Consider the following 19,702-nt stretch of genomic DNA (forward strand, 5'->3'; position numbering starts at 1 on the left):
CCCATCGCAGTGCCCCCCGCTCTGCGCCGTGACCACGTGCTCGCCAACGGTAGCCGGGTGCCCGCCGGATGTCAGCCCTTTCCCCGCGCTGCCACTCGACCGGACGGCTGAGACCATTTTTGGTGTCCGCCACCGGACGAACCGCACGAAAGGAGCCCGCGATGAGCGACAAGGGCTGGTGAAACCAGGAGTCAGACTTCGGCGGGAAGACCGGCGGAGATCGTGTCGGGACGGCGGCGCGACCAGACGACGGCCGCGGCGAGCGCAACGAGCGCTCCCGCGGTTCCCGCCCAGGCGATCGCCGTCGCCGGGCCGACCAGTTGCGCGAGCACGCCACCAAAAACGATCCCGAGCCCCTGGCCGGCGATCATCCCGGTCCGCGCGAACCCGAGCGTCCGCCCCCGCACCCGGGGCGGGGAGAGCTGGACGAAGGTCGCCCCCGCGGTGACCTGGTAGGCCGAGCACACCCCGGACACGAACAGCAGGACCAGCGCCGTGCCCAGAGCGGGCCGGGCCCAGTAGGCCATCAACGGCGCCGACGTCCCGACCGCGAGCACGCCCAGCGCGCGCATCCGCACCGGCCGGGCGACCAGCCGCAACAGCAGTGCCCCGGCGACCGCGCCGGCCGGTTCGGCCGCGAGGAGCACGCCGATCCACGCGCCGCCGACACCCACCTGCCGGGCGAACGGCACGGCAAGCCCTTCCGGGACCACGGTGAACAGCGCCAGCCAGCCGAGCCACACCAGCGTCCAGAGGGTGCGATCGCGGCGCACGACCACCGCGCCCGCCGCGATCTGACGCCACGAGCGTCGCCACCAAGACGCCGCTGCGACTTCGGCGTGGAACGGCGGATAACTACTCAAGCCCGCCCGGATCAGCACGGCGGAGACGGCGAAAGTGGCCGCGTCGATCGCCAACGCCGGGTGCGCCCCGACCCCGGCGACCACCACCGCGGCCGCGGCGAATCCCACTACGAGGCACAGCTGCCCGGTGACCTGCTGCACCGCTTGGCCCGCTTCGTATCGGGCGCCCAGCATGTCCGGCAGGACCGCGCCCTGCGCTGCGGAGAACGGCGCCTCGATCAGCTGCACGAGCACCAGCAGCGCGGCCATCACCGGCAGCGGCGTCGCGGGCAGCGCCATCACGGCCACGAGCACGGCCCGGGCCGCGTCGCACACGACCATCACCTGCCGGCGCGGGTACCGGTCGGCCAGCCACGACAGCAGTGCCCCGGACACGAGCGCGGGCAGCATCGACAACGCGTACGTCGCCGCGCTGAGCGCCGCCGAACCCGTGCGCTGGTACACCAGGATCGCCAGCGCGACGCGCGCCAGCTGGTCCCCGGCCACCGAAAGCAGGCCCGCCAGCCACACCACGCGGAACTCGCGCACCGCAAAGGCGGACCACGTCCGGCCCGGACGCCGACCCGCCATCCCCACTCCACAGCCTGTCACGGAGAGCGTTGCCCGAACAGCTCACCGTAGCGCTTGCGGGAGCGGGCCACTACGCCCGAACGAGGCTTCCGCCGGGTGCCCGGAGTGTTGGCGAAGGCCGGTGCGGCCCCGGCTCGGGGGCCGCACCGGCACATCCCTAGGAAGCCGCGTTCACCATGTCCAGCGCGCTCTGCTGACGAGCGGCGTCGATCTTGTCCAGCGGCCCGGACCACCGAAGGCCGTACTGGTCAAGGGCATTCCGGTCGGCCGAGTACGCCCGGTCCGCCTGCCTGCGCAGGTACGTCGTGTACGGATGGTCGGCCAGTGCCGCGTTGAGCGCGGCCAGCCCGCGGACGTCGGCGCCCTTGAAGGACGGGCCGTCGCCGCCGCAGTCGCCGCTCTCGCACGGGTCGCGCAGGATGCCGTCGCCGGTGTTGAGCGACGACGACGTGACGTTGGCGTCGCCGAGCCGCCGGGCAGTGGTCAGGAGGCCGGCGTCGCCGGTTGCCCGGTTCAGCTCGGTCAGCGCGTTGATCAGCACCCCCTGGTTGTACGACCAGACGGTGTCCCCGTTGTTGCGGCAGGTGCCGAGGTTGACGCCGTCGTTGACGAGCGACGAGCCGTTCACCATCCCGGTGCCCTGGAACCAGGTCCACCCGCTCTTCGCGCGGTTGAGGTAAACGCTGTCGCCGCCGATCCGGTTGTGCAGCGCCGCGTTGAGCTGGATGTAGAGGGAGTTGGCGATGGCGTTCTTGTACGTCCGCGCGGTGCTCCACCAGACCCCGCCGCCGCACGTGCCGTCCCAGTAGGCCGCCATGTGGTCGGCGTCGGCGCGGGCGGTGTTCAGGTACCGGCTGTCGCCGGTGACGTCGTAGGCCAGCACCCAGGCGAGCCCCCACCAGCCGGTGTCGTCGATGTAGTCGTTGCGGAACTGGCCCAGCGCGCCGTTGATGTTCTTGTCGTAGGTGCGCGCGATGGCGTAGCGGTAGCTGGGCATCCCGGTGACCTGGACGTTGCGGATCACCGCCGTGAGCGCGTTGGCCGAGTTCCACCAGCCGGTGGTGTCGAACAGGCCGGTCGTGTTGTTGTAGAACATCATCTGCGCGGTGGCCGCGGCCGTCCGCCGCTCCCCCGCGTTCCACGTCGTGCGCGCCCACGCCGTGCACGCGATGTCCGCGCGGTCACCGGCTTTCCCGCACGCCCGCAGCGCACCGACACCGGTGTTGTTCCAGTCGTCCACGTTGTACATCAGGGTGCGCCAGCCACCGTTGCCCGCCGGGATCTTCGTGGCCCCGAGCCGGCTGCCCGAAGCCCACGACCGGCCGCCGTCGAAGGAGCGGTCGAGCCACACCTCGTCCCCCGGGCTGCCGGTCTCGATCGACGCCCAGCCCATCGCGTCGCTGTCGTCGAAGTGCAGCCCGATCGACCGGCCGAACACCGTCGCCGAGACCGGGCGGCGGTCACCCGGCGAACCGGCCGGATCCGCGCCGTCGCAGTACTTGTTGCAGATGGTGGCGAGTGCGGCCGCCGGCTCGGCGTCGGCGGGTGTCGCGCTGCCGGCAAGACCGAGCAGAATGGCGAGCACAACCGCAAAACCTTTTCTGGGCATGGAAGATCTCCTCGGTGGAGAGGGGACCGCCCGGGCCCGGCGGGGGACGGTTTTCAGGGTGACTCCGGATCCGGCCGGAAGTCAACAGATCACCGGTTTTTGGTCCAGACAACTATTTGTCAGTCAGGGACGGCGTTTCCGGCGGCCCAGCGCGGCGGCGGCGAGGGTGCCGGCCACCACGACCGCGGCCAGTGCCAGCATGCTGATCCCCATGCCGCGGGTGAAGGCGTCTCGTGCGGCCGCCGCCAGCTGAGCACCCGCCGGGCCCGAACCGGCGGCCACGGCGAGCGCACCCGCGAGCGAGCCGTCGGCGGCCTCGCGCGCGGCCGGCGCGAGCAGCACCGTGGCCGAGGCGACGGAACCGGTGTAGGCGGCCGAAAGCACACTGCCGACGAGCGCGATGCCCAGTGCCGCACCGACTTCGCGCGTTGCGTCGTTGACCGCCGAAGCCACGCCGTACTGCGACGGCGCCACGTTGTCCAGGATCGCGCTCGTCGCGGCCGGGGCCGTCACGCCGATCCCGGCGCCCAGCACGCACACGGCGACCGCAAGTGCGAGGTACCCGCTGTCCGCGCCGAGCCGGCCGATCAGCACCATCCCGGCGACGACGACCGCGAGCCCGCCGCAGGTCACCACCCGCAGCCCGAACCGGCGGACCAGCGGCGACGACACCAGCGACAACGGGAACAGCGTCACGGCCACGGGCCACAGCGCCAGCCCTGAATCGAGCGCCGAGTAACCCTGGACCAGCTGCAGGTACTGCGCCAGCGCGAAGAACATGCCGAACGCCGCGGTGAACTGCACGGTCACCGACACCGAGCCGGTCGCGAACGCCGCGTTGCCGAAGAGCCGCACGTCCAGCAGCGGGGCGGCGGAGCGCAGTTCGAACACCACGAACAACCCGCCCAGCACCAGGCCCGCCGCGATGGACCCCAGCACCAGGCCGTGGCCCCAGCCGAGGTCGGCGACCCGCAGGATGCCGAACACCACCGCGCCGATCGCGAGGGCGCTGAGCATCGCGCCGGCGGTGTCGAACGCGTGCGGGTGGCGGTCGCGGGAGGTCGGCACGGTCAGGCTCGCGGCCACGAGGACCACCGACAGCACCGCCGGCGCGAGGAACACTGAATGCCACGAGAAGTGCTCCAGGAGCACACCGGCGAGCACGAGCCCACCCAGCCCGCCGATGCCGGCCACGGCCGCCCAGATCCCGATGGCCCGGCCGCGCCGCTCCGGCGGGAAGCTCGCGTTGATGATCGACAGTGTCGCCGGCATGATCATCGCCGCACCGAGCCCGGTGACCGCCCGCGCGACGATCAGCCACGTCGACGTCCCGAAGAACACGGGCGCGGCGCACCCGAAGGCGAACACCACCAGCCCGGCGACCAGCACCCCGCGGCGGCCGTGCCGGTCACCGAGCGCGCCGGCCGGCAGCACCAGGGCGGCCAGCACAAGCGTGTAGACGTCGACGATCCAGGTCTGCTCGGCCTGGCTGGCCCCGGTGTCGGCGGCGAGCGCGGGCAGCGCCGCGTTCACGATCGTCACCATGGCGATCACAAGGCCGACGGCGGTGCACATCACGCCGACCGTCCACGCGCGGCGGCCGGCGGACGGCGTGGCCGGTTCCAGCTGCATCCGCATGGTCCGACGCTACGTCCGGGTTCCGAGACTCGGCGCCGGTGCGCGTCTCGGTTCTCCGCCGAAGGTCACCCGATCGTGGGGACCGGGCGGGGGCGACACTGGGTGGGCCGACCGCCTCGCTCGAAGGGACCCCGATGACCACGTCGTCGACCGACCTGCCGCTCGCCCGCCAGCGGAGTGTGCACGAGTTCCTCACCGCGCGCGGCTGGCTCCTCGACGGCGCCGACGATCCCGCCGAGACGTGGTTCGCCGACGATCCGCGCGCCGGCTGGCACTACCCCGGCAGTTTCGGCGGGCAGCGGATGAACGCGGTCTCCGACACGACGCCGGTCCGGCTGCAGAGCTACTTCACGTTCGATGGCGAAGGTGACGAGGTGTTCTGCCTGGTGGCGGCGGGCAACCTGCGCGGCAGCGGCTGCCCGGAGCACGACACCGGGGAGCAGTTCTTCCCGTTCACCGCGGCCGGGAAGGTCGACTTCGACCGGATCGCTCCCCTGCTGGACACCCTGGAGCCTCGGGCGCGGGCGCTCGACCCGAGGGCGGTCATCGAGTGCTTGTACTTCGGGCCCTGCCGGCTTCCCTGACCACGCCCCGGCAGAGGCGGACGAGCGTCGCGCGCAGCTCGTCGTCGCCGAGGTGGTCGAGCCGCCGGTTCACCACACCCAGGTCGCTGATCAGCCAGTAGGCGGCCCGCTCGTCGACCGTCGGCGCCGGGCCGAACATCAGGTGCAGGCCGCGCTGGGCGAGCTCGTCCAGCTCGCGGGCGATCTTCTCGTGCCGGCGGGCGATGGGGTCGTGCCGGCTCATCGGCGCGATCGTGCGGTAGGCGACCACCACCTGGTCGACCCACGTCGTGATCAGGTGGTCGATCCGCTCCTCCCGGTCGGTGATGCGCTCGGCGTCGTCGAGACGCGCGGTGAGCGCCGCGACCGTCGGCTCCAGCAGCGCTTCGAGGATCGCGATCTTGGTGCGGAAGTAGTAGTAGACGTTCGCCTTCGTGACGCCCATCGCATCGGCGATCTGCTGCAGCGACGTGGCGTCGAAACCGTGCTCTACGAACAGCTTCCGGGCGGTGTCGAGCACCGTCTGCCTCGTCTTCTCGGCTTGGGCCGCCCGGGTTGCCATGGAGACATGCTACCGTGGTTTCATTAGCCGACCGGCTAACGAATGAGGTGACGGTATGCCGGACACGGTCCTGGTCACCGGCGGCACGGGGTACGTGGCCGGCTGGTGCATCACGAGGTTGCTGGACGAGGGGTACACCGTGCGCACCACGGTGCGCGACCGGAGCCGGGCCGACGGCGTGCGGCAGGCCGTGGCCTCCGTGTCGCCGCGAGCCGACAGCTTGGAGTTCGCGGTGGCGGACCTGACGTCCGACGCCGGCTGGGCGGAAGCCGTCGCGGGGTGCACGTACGTCCTGCACGTCGCCTCGCCGCTGGGTGGCAAGGACCCGCTCGTCCCGGCCCGCGACGGCACCCTGCGGGTCCTGCGGGCCGCCGCCGCGGCCGGGGTCCGGCGTGTCGTGACGACCTCCGCGGCCAACGCCGCGAGCCCCGCGTCCTACACCACCGACGGTGTCACCGACGAGACACTGTGGACGGACCCGGCCGCCCCCGGCCTGCCCGCGTACCGCCGCTCGAAGGCCGCCGCCGAGCGCGCCGCCTGGGACTTCATGGCGACCTACGACGGCCCGATGACCCTCACCACGGTCCTGCCCGGCGCGGTGTTCGGCCCGGTCCTGACCACGGACAACCTCGGCTCGGTGCAGATCATCACCCGGCTCGTCACCGGCGCCGTGCCCGGCACCCCGCGCATCGGCCTCGAGGTGGTCGACGTCCGCGACCTGGCCGACGTCCACCTCCGCGCGATGACCGCGCCCGAGGCGGCCGGCCAGCGGTTCCTCGCGACCGGCGAGTTCCTCTGGATGCACGACATCGCCGTCACGTTGCGCGAAGGCCTCGGCGACGCGGGCCGCAAGGTCCCGACCCGGCAGCTACCGGACATCGCGGTCCGCGCGGCGGCACTGTTCGACCGTTCCCTGCGCGAAATCCTCCCCGGCTTGGGCCGCCGCAACCGCCACCGCACCGAGAAGGCGCGCAAGGTGCTCGGCTGGTCCCCACGCCCGGCGCGGACGACCGTCCTGGACTGCGCGCACAGCCTGCTGGAGCACGACGCCGTCAAGAGCTGAGCCGCTGCTCGCCGTGCGGGAAGACCACGCCCCGATCGGCGTAGAAGCGGGCGAAGTCCTTCTTGCCGACGCGAGCGCCGGCCTGGCTCTCTTCGCCGTCGCCCGAAGGGTTGTGCAGCACCAGTTCGTCCCCCGCCAGGCCGTGGACCAGCACGAGGTGCCCGCCCCGGCGCTCCGGGTGGTCGGCCGGGCGCCGGATCTTCGGGTTCACCGACGCCATGACCCAGTCGCCTCGGGAGACGAGGTCGCAGACCTCGTCGATGCGCAGGTCCGCGCGTACTTCGGCCGCGATGTCCCAGCGTTCGCGGAGGTAGCCGGCGAACGGTGCGTAGATCAGGCCGTCGAGACCGTCCGGCCGCCAGCGGTGTCCGCCCGCCGCCAGGACTTCCTTGCCCAGCCCCATCGTGGTGGCGGACGTACCCCGGCGGGCGGCGAGGACCGTGCGGAGGCAAGCCATTCCACAGGCCCGCCAGCTCCAGAACGCGTACTCGGCGCGTGACTCGGCGCCGGACTCACGCCACCGGGGATCGTCCTCCGCTCGCACCTCACCGCGGATGATGGCGCCGACCAGGTCCGGGGATTCCCACTGCGAGAAATACGGTGGCGAGCCGGCCACCCTCACCGCGGCCCCGCCGCCAGTGCGCGCACCTCCGCGTCGCCCAGGGCCCGGCCGTACAGCCGGAAGTCCGCAACCGCGCCCTTCAAGTACGGGTGCTTCACGTTCTGCGAGCGGCCCAGGTAGTTCAGCTGGGTTGCGCCCAGCAGGAGCGGGCTCATCAACGGCGCCGGGTTCACGCCGCTGAGCTCACCGTCGAAGTACACCCGCAACCCGGCTCCCGCGGTGACCGCGACATGGGTCCACACACCCGCCGGGAGCGGGATGGCGGCGTCCACGAAGTCCTCCGTCGCCATCCCGCCGAGCTTCATCGCGCAGCGGGCGACACCCAGACCCGTGCGCGGGGTCAGGAACAGGTACGACTGCGGGTTGAACCCGAGGTCGAACACCCGCGCCGAGTTGACGATCGTGTCCGGGCGCACCCACATCGACACCGTCAGCTCGGTCAGGTTCGCCGGCAGGCCCGGGGCCAGCCGCACGTGCCCGGTGACACCGTCCAGCTCGATGCCCCGCTTCCCCGGGGTCGCGCCGCCGGCGAGGACCGCGTCCGGCCAGCGATGGGCCGACTCCGCCAGGCTCGCGCCGAGCGGGTACACCGCCACGGTCTTCGGCGCCGGGCGGTCCGGGGGTGCGGCGAAGTAGACGCTGTAGTGCTCGTGCTGCACGTCGAGGAACGGGCTGAGCCGCACTCGCTCGGAACCCGCCCGCACGCTGAACTCCGCCCGGCCGGGCTCACGCCGCAGCGTGCGCGGGTCCACCGTCGGGATGACCGGCGGGACGTCCGAGCCGTGCCGGGCGGCCAGCACCAGCGGGCCGTAGGTGAGTGCGCGCACCGCGGGGTTGTCCGGTGCGGGCAGCCACTTCGCGGTCATCGGCAGGTGCAGCTCGACAACGTCACCCTTGCGCCACCGCCGCCGGATCGTCGCGAACCGTCCCGCCGTCGCGGCCACCGGCTCGCGGTTGACGGACAGGCGGGGATGGGAAACCCACGACGGGATCCGGACGCGCAGTGCGAACTCGCCGGAGCCGTCGACGCGCAGCCGGACCGTCTCGTCATACGGGTACTCGGTCTCCAGCCGCACCCGTGCGCCGTGGAAGTCCACTGTGGACGGAATGAACAGGTTGACGTACAGCGTGTCGCCGGAGGTGAAGTAGATGTTCTCGGCGTACTTGACGTGCGTTTCCAGGCCGGTCCCGTGGTCGCAGGTGAAGTTGCCGTAGTCGCTGCTGTACGTGCCGGGGTCGGAGGTCACCCCCTCCTTGGGCTTGCGCTCGGTGCCCGGCGTCAGGCCGGTGTAGTAGGTGACGAACCCGTGCGCCGAGTCCGGGTCCTGCTCGCCGAGCAGCTGGTTGAGCAGCGTCCACTCGTAGTGGTCGAGGTACTCGGTGCGGCTCGGGTCCTGCAGGAACAGCAGGCGGCCGAGCTTGAGCATGTTGTAGCTGTTGCAGTTCTCGCAGGTGTTCTCGCCGAGCTGGCTGACGATCTGGTCCGGCGGGCCGAAGAACTCCGCGTTGGCGTTGCCGCCGATGACGTAGCTGTGGTGGTGCACAACCTGGTCCCAGAAGTACGTCGAGATCGTGCGGTAGCGCTGCTCACCCGTGACGTCGTACTCCGCCGCGGCCCCGACGATCTTCGCGATGTCGGTGTTGGCGTGCCGTCCGGCGAGGGTGTCCTGGCGGGCGGCGAGCGGGGTGAAGATCTCGTCGTGGTCGAAGCGGCGGGCCAACGTGAGGTGCAGCGGGTCCTTGGTGATCGCGTAGAGGTTCGCCAGGGCTTCGTTCATCCCGCCGAACTCGGTGTGCAGGACCTTCTGCATGGCGTCGTGCGACAGCGGTGCCGTGCGCCCGTCGATCCAGCGGGCGATGCCACGAGCGACGTCGAGCGCACCCGCGGTGCCCAGCAGCCGGTGCTGGTCCAGGAGACCGGCGAGGATCTTGTGGATCGTGTAGTACGGCGCCCATACCGACTTCCCGGCTTCGAGGTTGACGAAGTCCGACTCCGGGAACGCGGACAGGTAGCCGGACGGCGCCTGGCACTTCGCCAGCTCGGCCACCAGCCGGGCGCCCTTCGCGGCCAGCTCGGCATCGCCCGCGTTCGCGGCCGCCAGGGCCAGGCCGGACAGCAGGTGGCCGGTGGTGTGCCCGCGCAGCTGGATGTCGGGGGCCTCCCAGCCACCGCACGGCTCGGCCGACGTCGGCAGGCCGGCGGTCAGCCGGAACGTGTGCAGCAGCCGGTCCAGGTCGACGAACTTCAGGTACGCCACGGTCCGGCGCATGTTCGCCAGGTACCGGCTCTCCAGCAGCCGGACGCCGCCGAGCGCGATGGGCCGCACCGGCGTCGTCGTAGCAGCCGAAGCCTCCCAAGGGACCACCGCAGCCAGGCCGAGCGCGGCCCCGAGACTGAGCGCGGTGCGCCGGGTGACGTTCATCGGATCTCCTCCTGGCGGTACGGCAGCAGGCGCACCGGGCCGACCAGCCCGTAGGCCTGCCGCGCCGCGATCGCGAACACTTCGGGACGGCTCACGCGGAGCCGGTTGTTGAGCGTGGTGGCGATCTCCACTTCGAGGGTGTTGCGCCCGGACCGCAACCACGGCCCGACGTCGACAACCGTGTCCAGCACGTCCGACGGCGGCAGCGCCGCGCCGTTCACCCGCACCCGGTAGGTGTCGAACACCTCCCCGAGATCCAGGTACGCGCCCAACCCGCGATCCCACCGGCCGAGGTCGACGATCGTCCGGTAGTGGCCGACCCCCGAGACGTCCTCCAACCCGGGAATCGACGGCCACGCCGCGAGCGCGGTCAACGAGAAGTGCCGCTTCGGCTTGATCGTGGACGTCGGTGTTGCGCCCGGCTGCCAGTCCTCGACCTCCAGGTCCCAAGTGGACAAAGCGATCGGCGCGGGCGGCGCCGCGATCGAAGTTCGCGCGATCCGCCCGTTCGACAACGTCGTCGAGTACGTGCCCGCGACCGAGGAACGCACCACGAGTTTGCCGTCGAGGTGACGCACCTCGGGCGCGTCCGTCGAAGTCGCACTCGGGTCACGGTCACCGCGGCCGAGCGCGATGATCACCGACTGCCCCGGGTTCAGCGACACGGACACCCGGATCTTGGCACCGGAGCGGGTGAACACGCCGAGCCGTTCGGTTTCGCCGGTCCACGCATTGAGCACAAAAGGCTGGGCATCACGGTTCTGGGCGGTGAGCCACACATCCTGGGTGACGGCGGTGATCTTGCGGTTCTCCGCGTGCCGGGCGTTGCAGAGGTAGTAATAGTCGGTGTCGCCGTCGATGCGGTGGACGCTCATCACGGTCGACGGGTCGTGCTCCACGTCGCGCGTGACACCCAGCTCGGCGAGCGCGGCCGGAATGCCGGTGGCGTCGGCGACAACACGGACAGAAGACTGCGCGAGCAGCTCCGCGATCAGAGCACGAAGCCGGTCGTTCTCCCCCGGCTGCGCAATGCCCTCGGCGTGGACATCGGAGGTCCAGGTGCCGATGACGATCGTCGGCAGGCCCGCGCGCGCGAAGTCCACCAAACGCTGAGCCGCGGGCACGGACAGCGTGTGCTCGCTGCCGTGGAACTGGTCACCACCGAGGATCATCGCCTTGTACGCCGGGCCGTCCGGCGCCAGCCGACCACGCCGGACGACCGCGCTGGGCAGATCCAGCACGGCCTCGCTCAGGAAGCCGTGCGTCCACCCGGCCGGGATGCCGTCGTTGGTCGCCCACGGCGCGCCGATGCCGGTGGACGTCCAGCCTTTCTGGCGGAAGAACGCAATGTCGACCTGCGGCTTCCCGGTCCGCAGCACCAGCTGCGTCCGGGCGAACCAGCCGGCGATGTCCGGCACGTGCCCCCACGTCGGCTGGCGTGGGCCCCACGCCTCGGCGTACCCGATGCCGTTGCCGTTGTAGGGCGAGAAAGCCGCGAACCCGGGCCACTGCGCGCCGGGCGCCATCGCGTAGGCGAACCCGTGCAGCACGGCCTGGTTGACACCGCCCGCGAACACGCTGCCCATCGTCTGCAGCACCTTGTCCCAGGTGGTGTTGTACGCGCCGTTCGCGTACGCCGCCGACTCGCACGACAGCAGCTTCCGCCCGCCCATGTCGCGGCCGGAGGCCAGGACCCGGTAGTCGTCGAGGTTCTTGAACCCGAGCGACTCGCTCTCCGGCACGTCCAGCAGCGCCGCGCTGCGGATGGCGTCGGTCTGCAGGCCGTACGGCTGGACGCGCAGCGTCATGCCGAGCCGGTGCGCGAAGTCCCGGACCGGGATCAGGTGGTTCTCGTGGTAGAGGTCCGAAAGCACCTGGTTGTAGTCGTCGCGCACGTGGTTCGAGGTGTCGGAGTCGAACGCGAACAGGTACTTGCCCTTGCGTTGCACCACGACCGGCAGGTACGGCAGCAGGTCGTAGCCCGCTCGCCGCCGGAACTCGGCGAGGAAGGACGGCGTCCAGATGGTCGCGTCGGTCTCGATCTCCAGGGAGTCCTCGAACAGGTCACCGCCGACGTCCTTGAGCAGGCTCCGGATCGCGCGGGTGAGGATCGTCGAGTTCCACTCGTCCAGGACGACGCGAGTGCCCGCCGCGCTGAAGTGGTCGACGACGTAGGCGAGCGGCGTCGTGTGCGGACCCGCCTCCGGCTGCTGCGCCGAGCCGCGAGCCCAGTACGCGAACAGCATCCAGGTCCCCGAAGGCGCGGTCCAGTCGATCTGTCCGTTGTGGACGTCCACTGTGCGCACCGACGCCGGGTCCAGCGTGACCGTGGCCGCGGTGGGCGAACCGACCACCAACGCGGCCTGGACCGCGATCAGCTCCTGCTTGCCCACGCCCTCCTCGGCGGGCACCACCGCGGCCGGCGGCGGCCCGGTGTAACTGCCGTTGACCGTGACAACGCCGTGGGCCAGCTCCTTGCTCGCCGCAACATCGTCGGGCGTGATCGTCGGGACCGCGGTCGGCCAGCACGGGCCCATCGCGAGGTCGACGGTCAGGCCGCGCGCCTTCGCCCGGCGCAACGCCGTTTCCACCGCCGCGAGCCACGCGGGTGTGCCCCAACCGTGGTGCTCCGGATCCATCACGGTCTGGACGCTGTGGTGGACGTCCTGGATCTCCACACCGCCGAAGCCGGCGTCGGCGATCTGGTCCACCTCACGGGCGATCTCGCCGAGGTCGACCAAGCCGTGCGGCCACCACCAGCGGAACTTGGCGGCCGTCGAGGCGTCCGGCTTCGCGAACTGCTTCAGGAACGGCTTCCCGGACGTGGCGAGGGCAGGCGGGGCCCACGAGAGGGTGGCGCCCACGCCGAGGGCGGCGCCAACCGTGAGAACCGTGCGTCTGCTGACTGTCATCGGGTGGCCTCCAGCCGGGCGGTAATGGCGGCCTGCGGGCGCAGCACGACCGGGCCGACGAGGCCGGACGCCAGGATCTTGTTGCGCGAGTTGGCCAGGGTGTTGGTGACACGCACGCTGATCGTGTTGACACCGGCGTGCAGGGCCTTCGTGGCGTCCACTGTGTACGGATGCCAGAGCGCGACGGGCAGTTCGGTGCCGTTCACCGTTGCCGTGGCGAGGTCGTGCACCTCACCGAGGTCGAGCACGAGCTTGCGTTTCGCGAGGTCGGCCGGCGTGAGTGTCACCGTCGTGGTGTAGACGGCGCTGCCGGAGAACGTCGGTGCGAAGGTGGTCCACGAGCCGAGCGGGCGTTCGGTGGCGACGGCGCCGTCCTGCTCCAGCCGCACCGTCCAGGGTCCGTTCAGCGCGATCGGCGCCAAGGGATCGGTGACACGAACGGTGCCCCGGTAGGTGCGGCCGTTCGCCTGCCCGGTGAGGGGGTAGCTGCCGGGCGCCGTCGCGGTCACCGCGGCCAGCATGTCCCGCCCGGCAGCGGAGACCGAGGTCGCGGGCAGCGTGCCGTCGGTCAGGTGCGCGGTGTCGCGGACGCCCTTGCGGAACACCACACCCAGGGTCTCGTACGGCTGGAGCGTGACCGGAACGCCGGTGGTGCTGCGTCCGCTCGTGTATGCCGTGGCGACCTTGGCCGTGCCGGTGCGCGGGTCCCAGATCTCGGGGGTGCCGTCGACCGGGAAGGTCACCGTGGTGGTGACCACCGCGTCCCTTTCGTTGTTCAGCAGGAACGCGGTGTCGGCACCACGGCCGGTGCGCTGCACCCGGACCGCGTCCGCCGCGGGCTGCAGCCGAGCCGCACCGTACCCGGCGTTCTGCGCCAGCCCCGCGATCGTGTTCACGTCGGTCACCAAAGCGACCGCACCGGCGCCACGCCGGGCCCACGAAGCGCCCGCACCACCGAAGAGCGAACGCAGCTCTCGCGCCAGGTCGGCGTCGCGACCGGTCGCCTCCCGCGTCGGCAGTGCGCCGACGGCGATGACGTGTCCACCGGTCTGGACGAACTTCGCCAGCGACCGCACGGTCGCGAGGTCGAGCACCGGCGTGCGCGGCAGCACCGCGAGCTGGTAGTCCGCCTGGCCGACCTGCAAGATCCCGCCGCGCGAGACGGCCTGGAAGCGCGCCGCCGGGTCACCGGACAGCGACGAGTCGCTCAACAGGTCGAAGTCGACCTGGCCGCGTTCCAGCGCGTACGCCGTGTCGGAGAAGTCCTTGTCGAGCTGGTGCGACGCGTCGGCCACCCGGGTCTGCTCAGCGGCCCGCTGCGGCTGGACCAGGGCGGTCTTCGCGAGGTTCTCCCCGCGGCCCAGCTCCATCACCCGGCCGATCCACGCGTCGACGTCCGGCATGTCCTCCCAGAACGTGCTGCGCGGCCCGAACGGCGGCGCGAACGTCACCGACGTCTCATCGGTGTACATCGCGTGCAGGAAGGTGAGGTTGACACCGCGGGTGGCCAGCGCGCCGACGGTGGCGTGCATGTAGTCCGGCGCCACCTGCCAGCCCGCGTTGCCGAAGGTCTCCATCAGTGTCCGCGGCGCCCCGCTCTGGTGCGCGGCGGAGGCAGCGTTGCGACCGAGGGTGGTCTGCTGGCCGGCGGTGTAGTCGGTGGTGATCATGTCACTGCCGGGCACCTGCGCCCACTGGTTGTCCTTCGACAGGTCGCCGGTCGAGTTCATCCGCTGCTGCGGGCTCTGCTCGTCGAGCAGCGGGTTGGAGATCAGCTTCAGGCCGTGCTTGGCCATCCAGTCGGCTTCGCGCTTGTAGTAGCTGGTGGAAAACAGGTTGTCCACGGCTCGCCAGTACGTCCCGGCGGCCTGGTCGGCGACGGTGTCGAGGCCGTCCGCCGCCGCGGTGTAGGCGACGCCGGGAGTGCCGCCGGCCGCACGGACGGCGTCGGCGAGCCCGGGAGACGACGGCAGGCGCTTGAACGGGTGCGGCTGCGCGGAGGCGATGAACGGCTCGTCGTCCCAGAACCCCGGTACCACCGTGCCCATCGCCCACGGGAAGCGGCGCGCGTACTCCTCGGGCGCGATGCTGAGGAAGGCGTCCGTTGCGTTCGGGTCGAGCAGGTCGAGGTAACCGCGGGTGTAGCCGCTGGAGTCGTCCTGCAGCAGGACCTGCGAGTAGACGTCGACCTGCCACCGGCCCGCGGGCACCTGCCAGGTGCTGCCCTTCAGTTCCACCGCGGCGTTCGTGCCGACCGGTCGGGCTGCCGCAGCCGTGACGCCGGCGAGGTTCACCCGGTTCTGCGGGAAGTCCGCAAGTGCGTTGGCGTTGTCGAAGGTCGACGTCCACAGCTTGGTGGCATCCGGTGCGGTGACGGTCAGGTCGTCCCACAGCGAGCGCTGCGTGCCCTCGGCCGACACCGCTGCCGCACCCGTCGGGAAGCTCGCATCGGTCGCGGCGGGCTGCACGGTGTTGTTGATCTTCGGGGTGATCGTGGTGCCGGAGACCGTGACGTTGATCGTCTGCACGTGGGTCGGGGTGAAGCCCGGGGTGTTGACGCCCGTGGTCAGCCGCGTCCGGTTCGCACCGTCCACTTTGTACACACTGGCCGCGCCCTTGGCGTCGACGTCCACGAGGTAACCGTGGGTGCCGTCCGAGCGCACCGCCAGCTGGACGCCGCCTGCGGTCAGCGTGACCTTGCCACTCACGGTGTAGTCGGTCCAGCCGGCCCCCGGCGTGAGCGGCGCCATGCCCGGCCGAGTGGCCGGATCGACCACCAGCTTTCCGGTGTCCACGCTGAGCCCCGACGTCTCGGCGAGCGGCAACGTCGACGGCCCGTCGACGATCCGCGTCGAGCGCAGCAGACCCTTCAGCCGCAGGTCCGGGCGAGCCGGGATGGTACGGGTGCCGAGGGTGCCGCCGTTGACGACGTAGTTCGCACCGCGGCCGCTCGGGAAGTTGTTGTCGTTGAACAACCACATCTTCATACCGGTGCGCTGCGCCTCGCGCAGCACGTGCCCGACGAGCGTGAACCAGTCCTCGCTGAGGAACACCGGTTTCATCGAGTCGCCGCCGAGCGGGAAGATGACCGCCTCGTACACGCCCTTGGCGCGCATCTCGGCCATCTGCTTGTCGGTGATCTCGCTGGTGATGGTGTTGTTCCAGTACCAGTAGATCGCCGGGCTGCTGTCCTTCGGCGGGTTCGCGAAGGCGGCCGGGTCGAAGCGGGCGAGGTTGGTCGTCGCGGCCGGGCCACGGTTGTGCTCGGCGGTGGCCGGAGTGGCCACGCTCAGCGCCGTGGCCGCCGCGATCACCAGGGACGTCAGTGTTCTGCGCATGGGATTCCCCTTCAGCCGCGCGGAATGGGTTGCCGGAAGGTGTGCGTGCCCGAGCCGACGCGGAAGACGGCGTCGCCCTGCGGCAGGTGCACGTCGGCCGTGCTGCCGGGCGGGACGGTGACGGACAGCCGGTACTCACGATCGGACTTCGTCCACGACGTGCTGATCCGGCCGTACGGGCTTTCGTAGCTGCCGGACGCGGACTTCAGGTCGCCGACCACCGCCGGGTCGATCACCAGGTTGCGGAAGCCCACCGAGCCCGCGGCCTGCCCGATGCCGGTCAGCCGGGTGGTCAGCCAGCCGTCCACCGCGCCGAGTATGAAGTGGTCCTGCGACTGGCCGCTGCCGCCGTCCCAGGTCTCGCCGAGCGCGGTCAGCCCGGCCTGCACCTGGTGGCCCAGGCTGGGGCTGGTGGTCTGGGTGGCGATCCGGTAGACGACGTCGTCGCGGCCCGCGTTCGACAGCACCCGCAGCACCGAGGGGAACGAGATCTCCCCCATCACCAGGTGCCAGCCCGCCGCCTCGATGATGTCCACCAGGTGCTGGGTCTGCCCGGCCCGCAGCTCGGCCGGCACCGCGCCCATGTCGAGGGCCAGAGCTGTCGCGCCTTGACCGCCGCCACCGAACAACCCGTTGGCGGGGTTGAAGTACTTCGTCCAGACGGCCTTGGCCAGCGCGTCGGCCTGGGCCCGGTAAGGCGTGGCGTCCTGGCCGAGGGCCGTCGCCACCTTCGCGAGGCCGTCGGCGACCGCCCAGACGCCGAACGAGCTGACGATCGCCCGCGGCATCACCGGCGACTCGGTGGTGATCCAGTCGCCGAGGCCGTAGTCGTAAACGCCGTCGACCCACCGCGTCGTCTGGCCCGTCAGGTAGCCGAGGTAACGCTGCATCGCCGGGTAGTACCGGCTGAGCAGCTCCTGGTCACCGTAGGTCTGGTACGCCTTGAGCGGCACCTGGACCACCGCGCCTCCCCAGTTCGGGTCGTCGCGGTATGAGCCGGCGAGGGTCACGTAGTCCGGCACGGTGCTGGGCACCAGGCCGCTCGCCTCCTGGCCGTCGGCCATGTCCTGGACGATCTTGCCGAGGTAGGCCTCGACGTCGTAGTTGCGGGCGATCGTGTCGAACGCGAGGTGGTCCTGCTCCAGCCAGCCGAGCTTCTCGCGGCTCGGGCAATCGGTGAGGATGCTCTGCATGTTGTTCTCGACGGCGGCCCGGGTCAGCCGGTGGATGCCGTCGAGGGTCGCGTCCGAGGAGCCGAAGTCGCCGGCGGAAGCGTTGTCCGCCATCGTGCGCAGGCCGGTGACCGACAGCTGGGCGTTGTCCGGCACGCCGACCACCTCGAGGTAGCGGAAGCCGTGGTAGGTGAAGTCGGGGTGCCAGGTCTGCTTGCCGCCCTTGCCGGTGAAGCTGTCCCAGATCGGCGTGCCGACGTTGCTGATGGATTGGTCCACGTGCCCGTCCCGCAACGCTTCCGCCGGGTACACGCGGAGCGCCGTGCCCGCCGGCGCGGTGAGCGTCACCTGCGGGAGCCCGGCGATGTTCCGGCCGACGTCGTAGACGCGGATGCCGGGCGCGGGCCGCGAGATCTCCTTGCCCGCCAGCTGTTCCACCACCCGGACGGGTTCGGTCTGGCGGGCGGTCAGCTTCGCCGTGCTCGTCGCGGGCACCACCGGCGACCAGGTCCGGCGGTCGGCGCCGGGCCGGTCCCAGCCGGGGATCTCACGGCGGGCGTCGTAGTCCTCACCGCCGTACCACTGGGACACGGTGGTGGCGCCGAGCGTCGTGCGCCAGCTGGAATCGGTGCCGATCCGCTGCACGGACCCGTCTGTTAGCGTTAACTCCAGCTGCGCGACAACTTGCGGCTCACTTGCCGTGCGCGCGAACTTCCGGTAGCGGCCGGAGGTGTGCAGGGCGTCCGCGGTGCCGTTGCCGACCGTGATGCCGATCGTGTTCGCCCCGCTGCGCACCTGGTTCGTCACGTCGTAAGCGGCGTAGGTGACGCGGTCGGCGTAGTCGCTGTTGCCGGGCTCCAGCACAGCGTCACCCACTCGAGCGCCGTTGAGGCTGGGCACGTAAACGCCGAGGCCGCTGACGTACAGCCGGGCGCCGGCGACGCGGCCGCGCACGGAGAAGTCCTTCGCGAACACCGGCAATGCGGGCGGCAGCCAGGTCGCGGGGGCCGGCTGGTTCGTGACGGTCTTGGCGACGGTGAACGGCCCGGCGGCGTCGGTGGCGGTCTGCACGGTGTAGTCGACCGGGAAGTTCGCGGTTTTGCCGTCGGCGGTCAGGGTGTCGGTGCGCGGGTAGAGCACGACCTGGTCGAAGGTGTGCGCGGCGCCGAGGTCGACGGTGAGCCAGACGTCGGCGTCGGCGCTGGTGTGCGCGGCGCTCTGGTAACCGGCGTTGCCCGCGTCCTCGGGGTTGGACGTGGTCAGGCCGTCGGCGATCAGGCCGGGCTCCCACTCCTTGCGGACGGTCTGGGTCTCCGAGGCGGTGACGAACTTCTGGCGTCCGCCGGCGAAGTTCACGCCCGGGTCGACCGAGTCGCGCACCTGCAGCTCGGCCAGCTGCAGCCGGTGGGTCAGGTCGGGGAAGCGGCGGGTGTCGCCGGTGGTGACCATGCGGTTCTGGCTGTCGAGGGGCTGTTCGGCCAGCGGCAGGCCGAGCTTGGTGACGTCGAGCTTCACGTACTGCGCGGACTGCTTCGGGAGCGTGACGACCACGGGCTGGGCGGGCTTGGCGCCGAGCTGCCACTGGCGGTTCGCCACCCAGCCGGCGGACCAGTCCGTTTGCTGCGTGAGGCCGGTTTCGAACCAGGTGGGCGGGCTCCACGCCGACGGTGTCCGGCCGGACCAGACGCGGACCCGCCAGTACACGCGCTGACGACTGCCGATCGCGCGGCCGGCGTAGTCGAGCTCGGTCGTGACGCCGGGGACGCGGCCGGTGTCCCAGAGGTCCGGGCGAGCCAGCCGCGCTTCCGAGGTGGCGGCCTGGACTTCGTACGCCGTCTGGTCCCGGGCGACGGTCTGCCAGCTCAGCTCCGGCGTGGTGTCGTCCGTCCCGAGTGGACGGTCGAGGTGGTTCGCGCGGAGGTCGGTGGCGCCGAAGAGGTGACTTCCGGTCTCAGCCGCGGCGGGGACGGCGGTGCCGGCGAGGAACAGTGAGACGAGGGCGACGAGACAGCGGGGTCTGTGGCGCACAGCAGCTCCTGGGGCGGCCGGTGGGGACGGCCTGGATTCGACGATGAATCGTTTCAATTCTCGGCCGACGGTACGTCGGTTTCACTTGGGGGACAAGAAAAGTGTCCGGAACCGGACATCGGTGGCCTCAGACCAGCCCGCGGCGGGCGGCCCACACCACGGCCTGAATGGGGGCCACCAGACCGAGCCGGTCGCAAATGGACCGCAGGCGACGGCGGACCGTGCGGTCGGACAGGTCCAGCCGCCGCGCGATGGTCTCCACCGACAGCCCTTCGGCGAGCAGCGCGAGCAGGTCGAGGTCCTCGCGGTCGAGCGGAGCGTTCACCGGTCCCACCGCCC

At 71.3% G+C, this 19,702-nt stretch carries 12 protein-coding genes; 2 read left to right on the forward strand and 10 right to left on the reverse strand.

What is annotated here, in order from left to right; genetic code table 11:
- Nucleotides 1-191 precede the first annotated feature (191 nt).
- From ACIA5G_RS13750 to ACIA5G_RS13760, 3 genes are all read right to left on the reverse strand, one after another.
- Nucleotides 192-1,433, reverse strand: a complete 1,242-nt coding sequence (locus tag ACIA5G_RS13750) for an MFS transporter (protein WP_395923157.1) — start codon at nt 1,431-1,433, stop codon at nt 192-194.
- Between the two features lie 157 nt (nt 1,434-1,590).
- The gene (locus ACIA5G_RS13755; RefSeq protein WP_395923158.1) at nt 1,591-3,042 is read right to left on the reverse strand and encodes a glycoside hydrolase family 76 protein; all 1,452 of its coding nucleotides are present in this window, start codon (nt 3,040-3,042) and stop codon (nt 1,591-1,593) included.
- A gap of 123 nt (nt 3,043-3,165) precedes the next feature.
- Entirely contained in the window at nt 3,166-4,680 is a 1,515-nt protein-coding gene (locus ACIA5G_RS13760) for an MFS transporter (RefSeq protein ID WP_395923159.1), read from the reverse strand.
- 134 nt (nt 4,681-4,814) lie between these two features.
- On the opposite strand from ACIA5G_RS13760, the gene ACIA5G_RS13765 reads away from it, so the two are divergent.
- Nucleotides 4,815-5,264: a hypothetical protein gene (locus ACIA5G_RS13765; protein WP_395923160.1), complete on the forward strand. Its 450-nt coding sequence runs from the start codon at nt 4,815-4,817 to the stop codon at nt 5,262-5,264.
- Here the strand turns inward: ACIA5G_RS13765 and ACIA5G_RS13770 are convergent.
- Nucleotides 5,224-5,805 (reverse strand): TetR/AcrR family transcriptional regulator, encoded by a 582-nt coding sequence (locus ACIA5G_RS13770; protein ID WP_395923161.1) that lies wholly within the window; start codon nt 5,803-5,805, stop codon nt 5,224-5,226. The two genes, ACIA5G_RS13765 and ACIA5G_RS13770, sit on opposite strands and share 41 nt — an antisense overlap.
- A 55-nt stretch (nt 5,806-5,860) precedes the next feature.
- Here ACIA5G_RS13770 and ACIA5G_RS13775 point away from each other — a divergent pair, with 55 nt between their 5' ends.
- A complete protein-coding gene (locus tag ACIA5G_RS13775) occupies nt 5,861-6,868 on the forward strand; it encodes an NAD-dependent epimerase/dehydratase family protein (RefSeq protein WP_395923162.1) in 1,008 nt (335 codons plus the stop codon).
- Here the strand turns inward: ACIA5G_RS13775 and ACIA5G_RS13780 are convergent.
- The 6 genes from ACIA5G_RS13780 to ACIA5G_RS13805 form a co-directional block, all read right to left on the reverse strand.
- Nucleotides 6,858-7,490, reverse strand: a complete 633-nt coding sequence (locus ACIA5G_RS13780) for a hypothetical protein (RefSeq protein WP_395923164.1) — start codon at nt 7,488-7,490, stop codon at nt 6,858-6,860. The two genes, ACIA5G_RS13775 and ACIA5G_RS13780, sit on opposite strands and share 11 nt — an antisense overlap.
- On the reverse strand, nt 7,487-9,913 hold the full coding sequence (locus ACIA5G_RS13785; RefSeq protein WP_395923165.1) for a beta-L-arabinofuranosidase domain-containing protein: 2,427 nt from the start codon (nt 9,911-9,913) through the stop codon (nt 7,487-7,489). The genes ACIA5G_RS13780 and ACIA5G_RS13785 overlap by 4 nt, the downstream gene beginning before the upstream one ends.
- Nucleotides 9,910-12,825: a glycosyl hydrolase gene (locus tag ACIA5G_RS13790; protein WP_395923167.1), complete on the reverse strand. Its 2,916-nt coding sequence runs from the start codon at nt 12,823-12,825 to the stop codon at nt 9,910-9,912. The genes ACIA5G_RS13785 and ACIA5G_RS13790 overlap by 4 nt, the downstream gene beginning before the upstream one ends.
- Entirely contained in the window at nt 12,822-16,163 is a 3,342-nt protein-coding gene (locus ACIA5G_RS13795; protein WP_395923168.1) for a glycosylhydrolase-like jelly roll fold domain-containing protein, read from the reverse strand. Before ACIA5G_RS13795 ends, ACIA5G_RS13790 begins: the two co-directional genes overlap by 4 nt.
- Nucleotides 16,164-16,174: 11 nt before the next feature.
- Entirely contained in the window at nt 16,175-19,363 is a 3,189-nt protein-coding gene (locus ACIA5G_RS13800; RefSeq protein WP_395923169.1) for a family 78 glycoside hydrolase catalytic domain, read from the reverse strand.
- 127 nt (nt 19,364-19,490) lie between these two features.
- Entirely contained in the window at nt 19,491-19,688 is a 198-nt protein-coding gene (locus tag ACIA5G_RS13805; RefSeq protein ID WP_395923519.1) for a LuxR C-terminal-related transcriptional regulator, read from the reverse strand.
- Nucleotides 19,689-19,702: the final 14 nt, after the last annotated feature.

It is taken from the genome of Amycolatopsis sp. NPDC051758 (assembly GCF_044453095.1).
GTDB lineage: Bacteria > Actinomycetota > Actinomycetes > Mycobacteriales > Pseudonocardiaceae > Amycolatopsis.

What these genes read in the sequence shown, in the direction of transcription:
- ACIA5G_RS13795 (WP_395923168.1), bottom strand. Translation starts at nt 16,163, where the DNA reads ATGCGCAGAACACTGACGTCCCTGGTGATCGCGGCGGCCACGGCGCTG.
- ACIA5G_RS13765 (WP_395923160.1), top strand. Translation starts at nt 4,815, where the DNA reads ATGACCACGTCGTCGACCGACCTGCCGCTCGCCCGCCAGCGGAGTGTG.
- ACIA5G_RS13775 (WP_395923162.1), top strand. Translation starts at nt 5,861, where the DNA reads ATGCCGGACACGGTCCTGGTCACCGGCGGCACGGGGTACGTGGCCGGC.
- ACIA5G_RS13790 (WP_395923167.1), bottom strand. Translation starts at nt 12,825, where the DNA reads ATGACAGTCAGCAGACGCACGGTTCTCACGGTTGGCGCCGCCCTCGGC.
- ACIA5G_RS13750 (WP_395923157.1), bottom strand. Translation starts at nt 1,433, where the DNA reads ATGGCGGGTCGGCGTCCGGGCCGGACGTGGTCCGCCTTTGCGGTGCGC.
- ACIA5G_RS13755 (WP_395923158.1), bottom strand. Translation starts at nt 3,042, where the DNA reads ATGCCCAGAAAAGGTTTTGCGGTTGTGCTCGCCATTCTGCTCGGTCTT.
- ACIA5G_RS13770 (WP_395923161.1), bottom strand. Translation starts at nt 5,805, where the DNA reads ATGGCAACCCGGGCGGCCCAAGCCGAGAAGACGAGGCAGACGGTGCTC.
- ACIA5G_RS13785 (WP_395923165.1), bottom strand. Translation starts at nt 9,913, where the DNA reads ATGAACGTCACCCGGCGCACCGCGCTCAGTCTCGGGGCCGCGCTCGGC.
- ACIA5G_RS13760 (WP_395923159.1), bottom strand. Translation starts at nt 4,680, where the DNA reads ATGCGGATGCAGCTGGAACCGGCCACGCCGTCCGCCGGCCGCCGCGCG.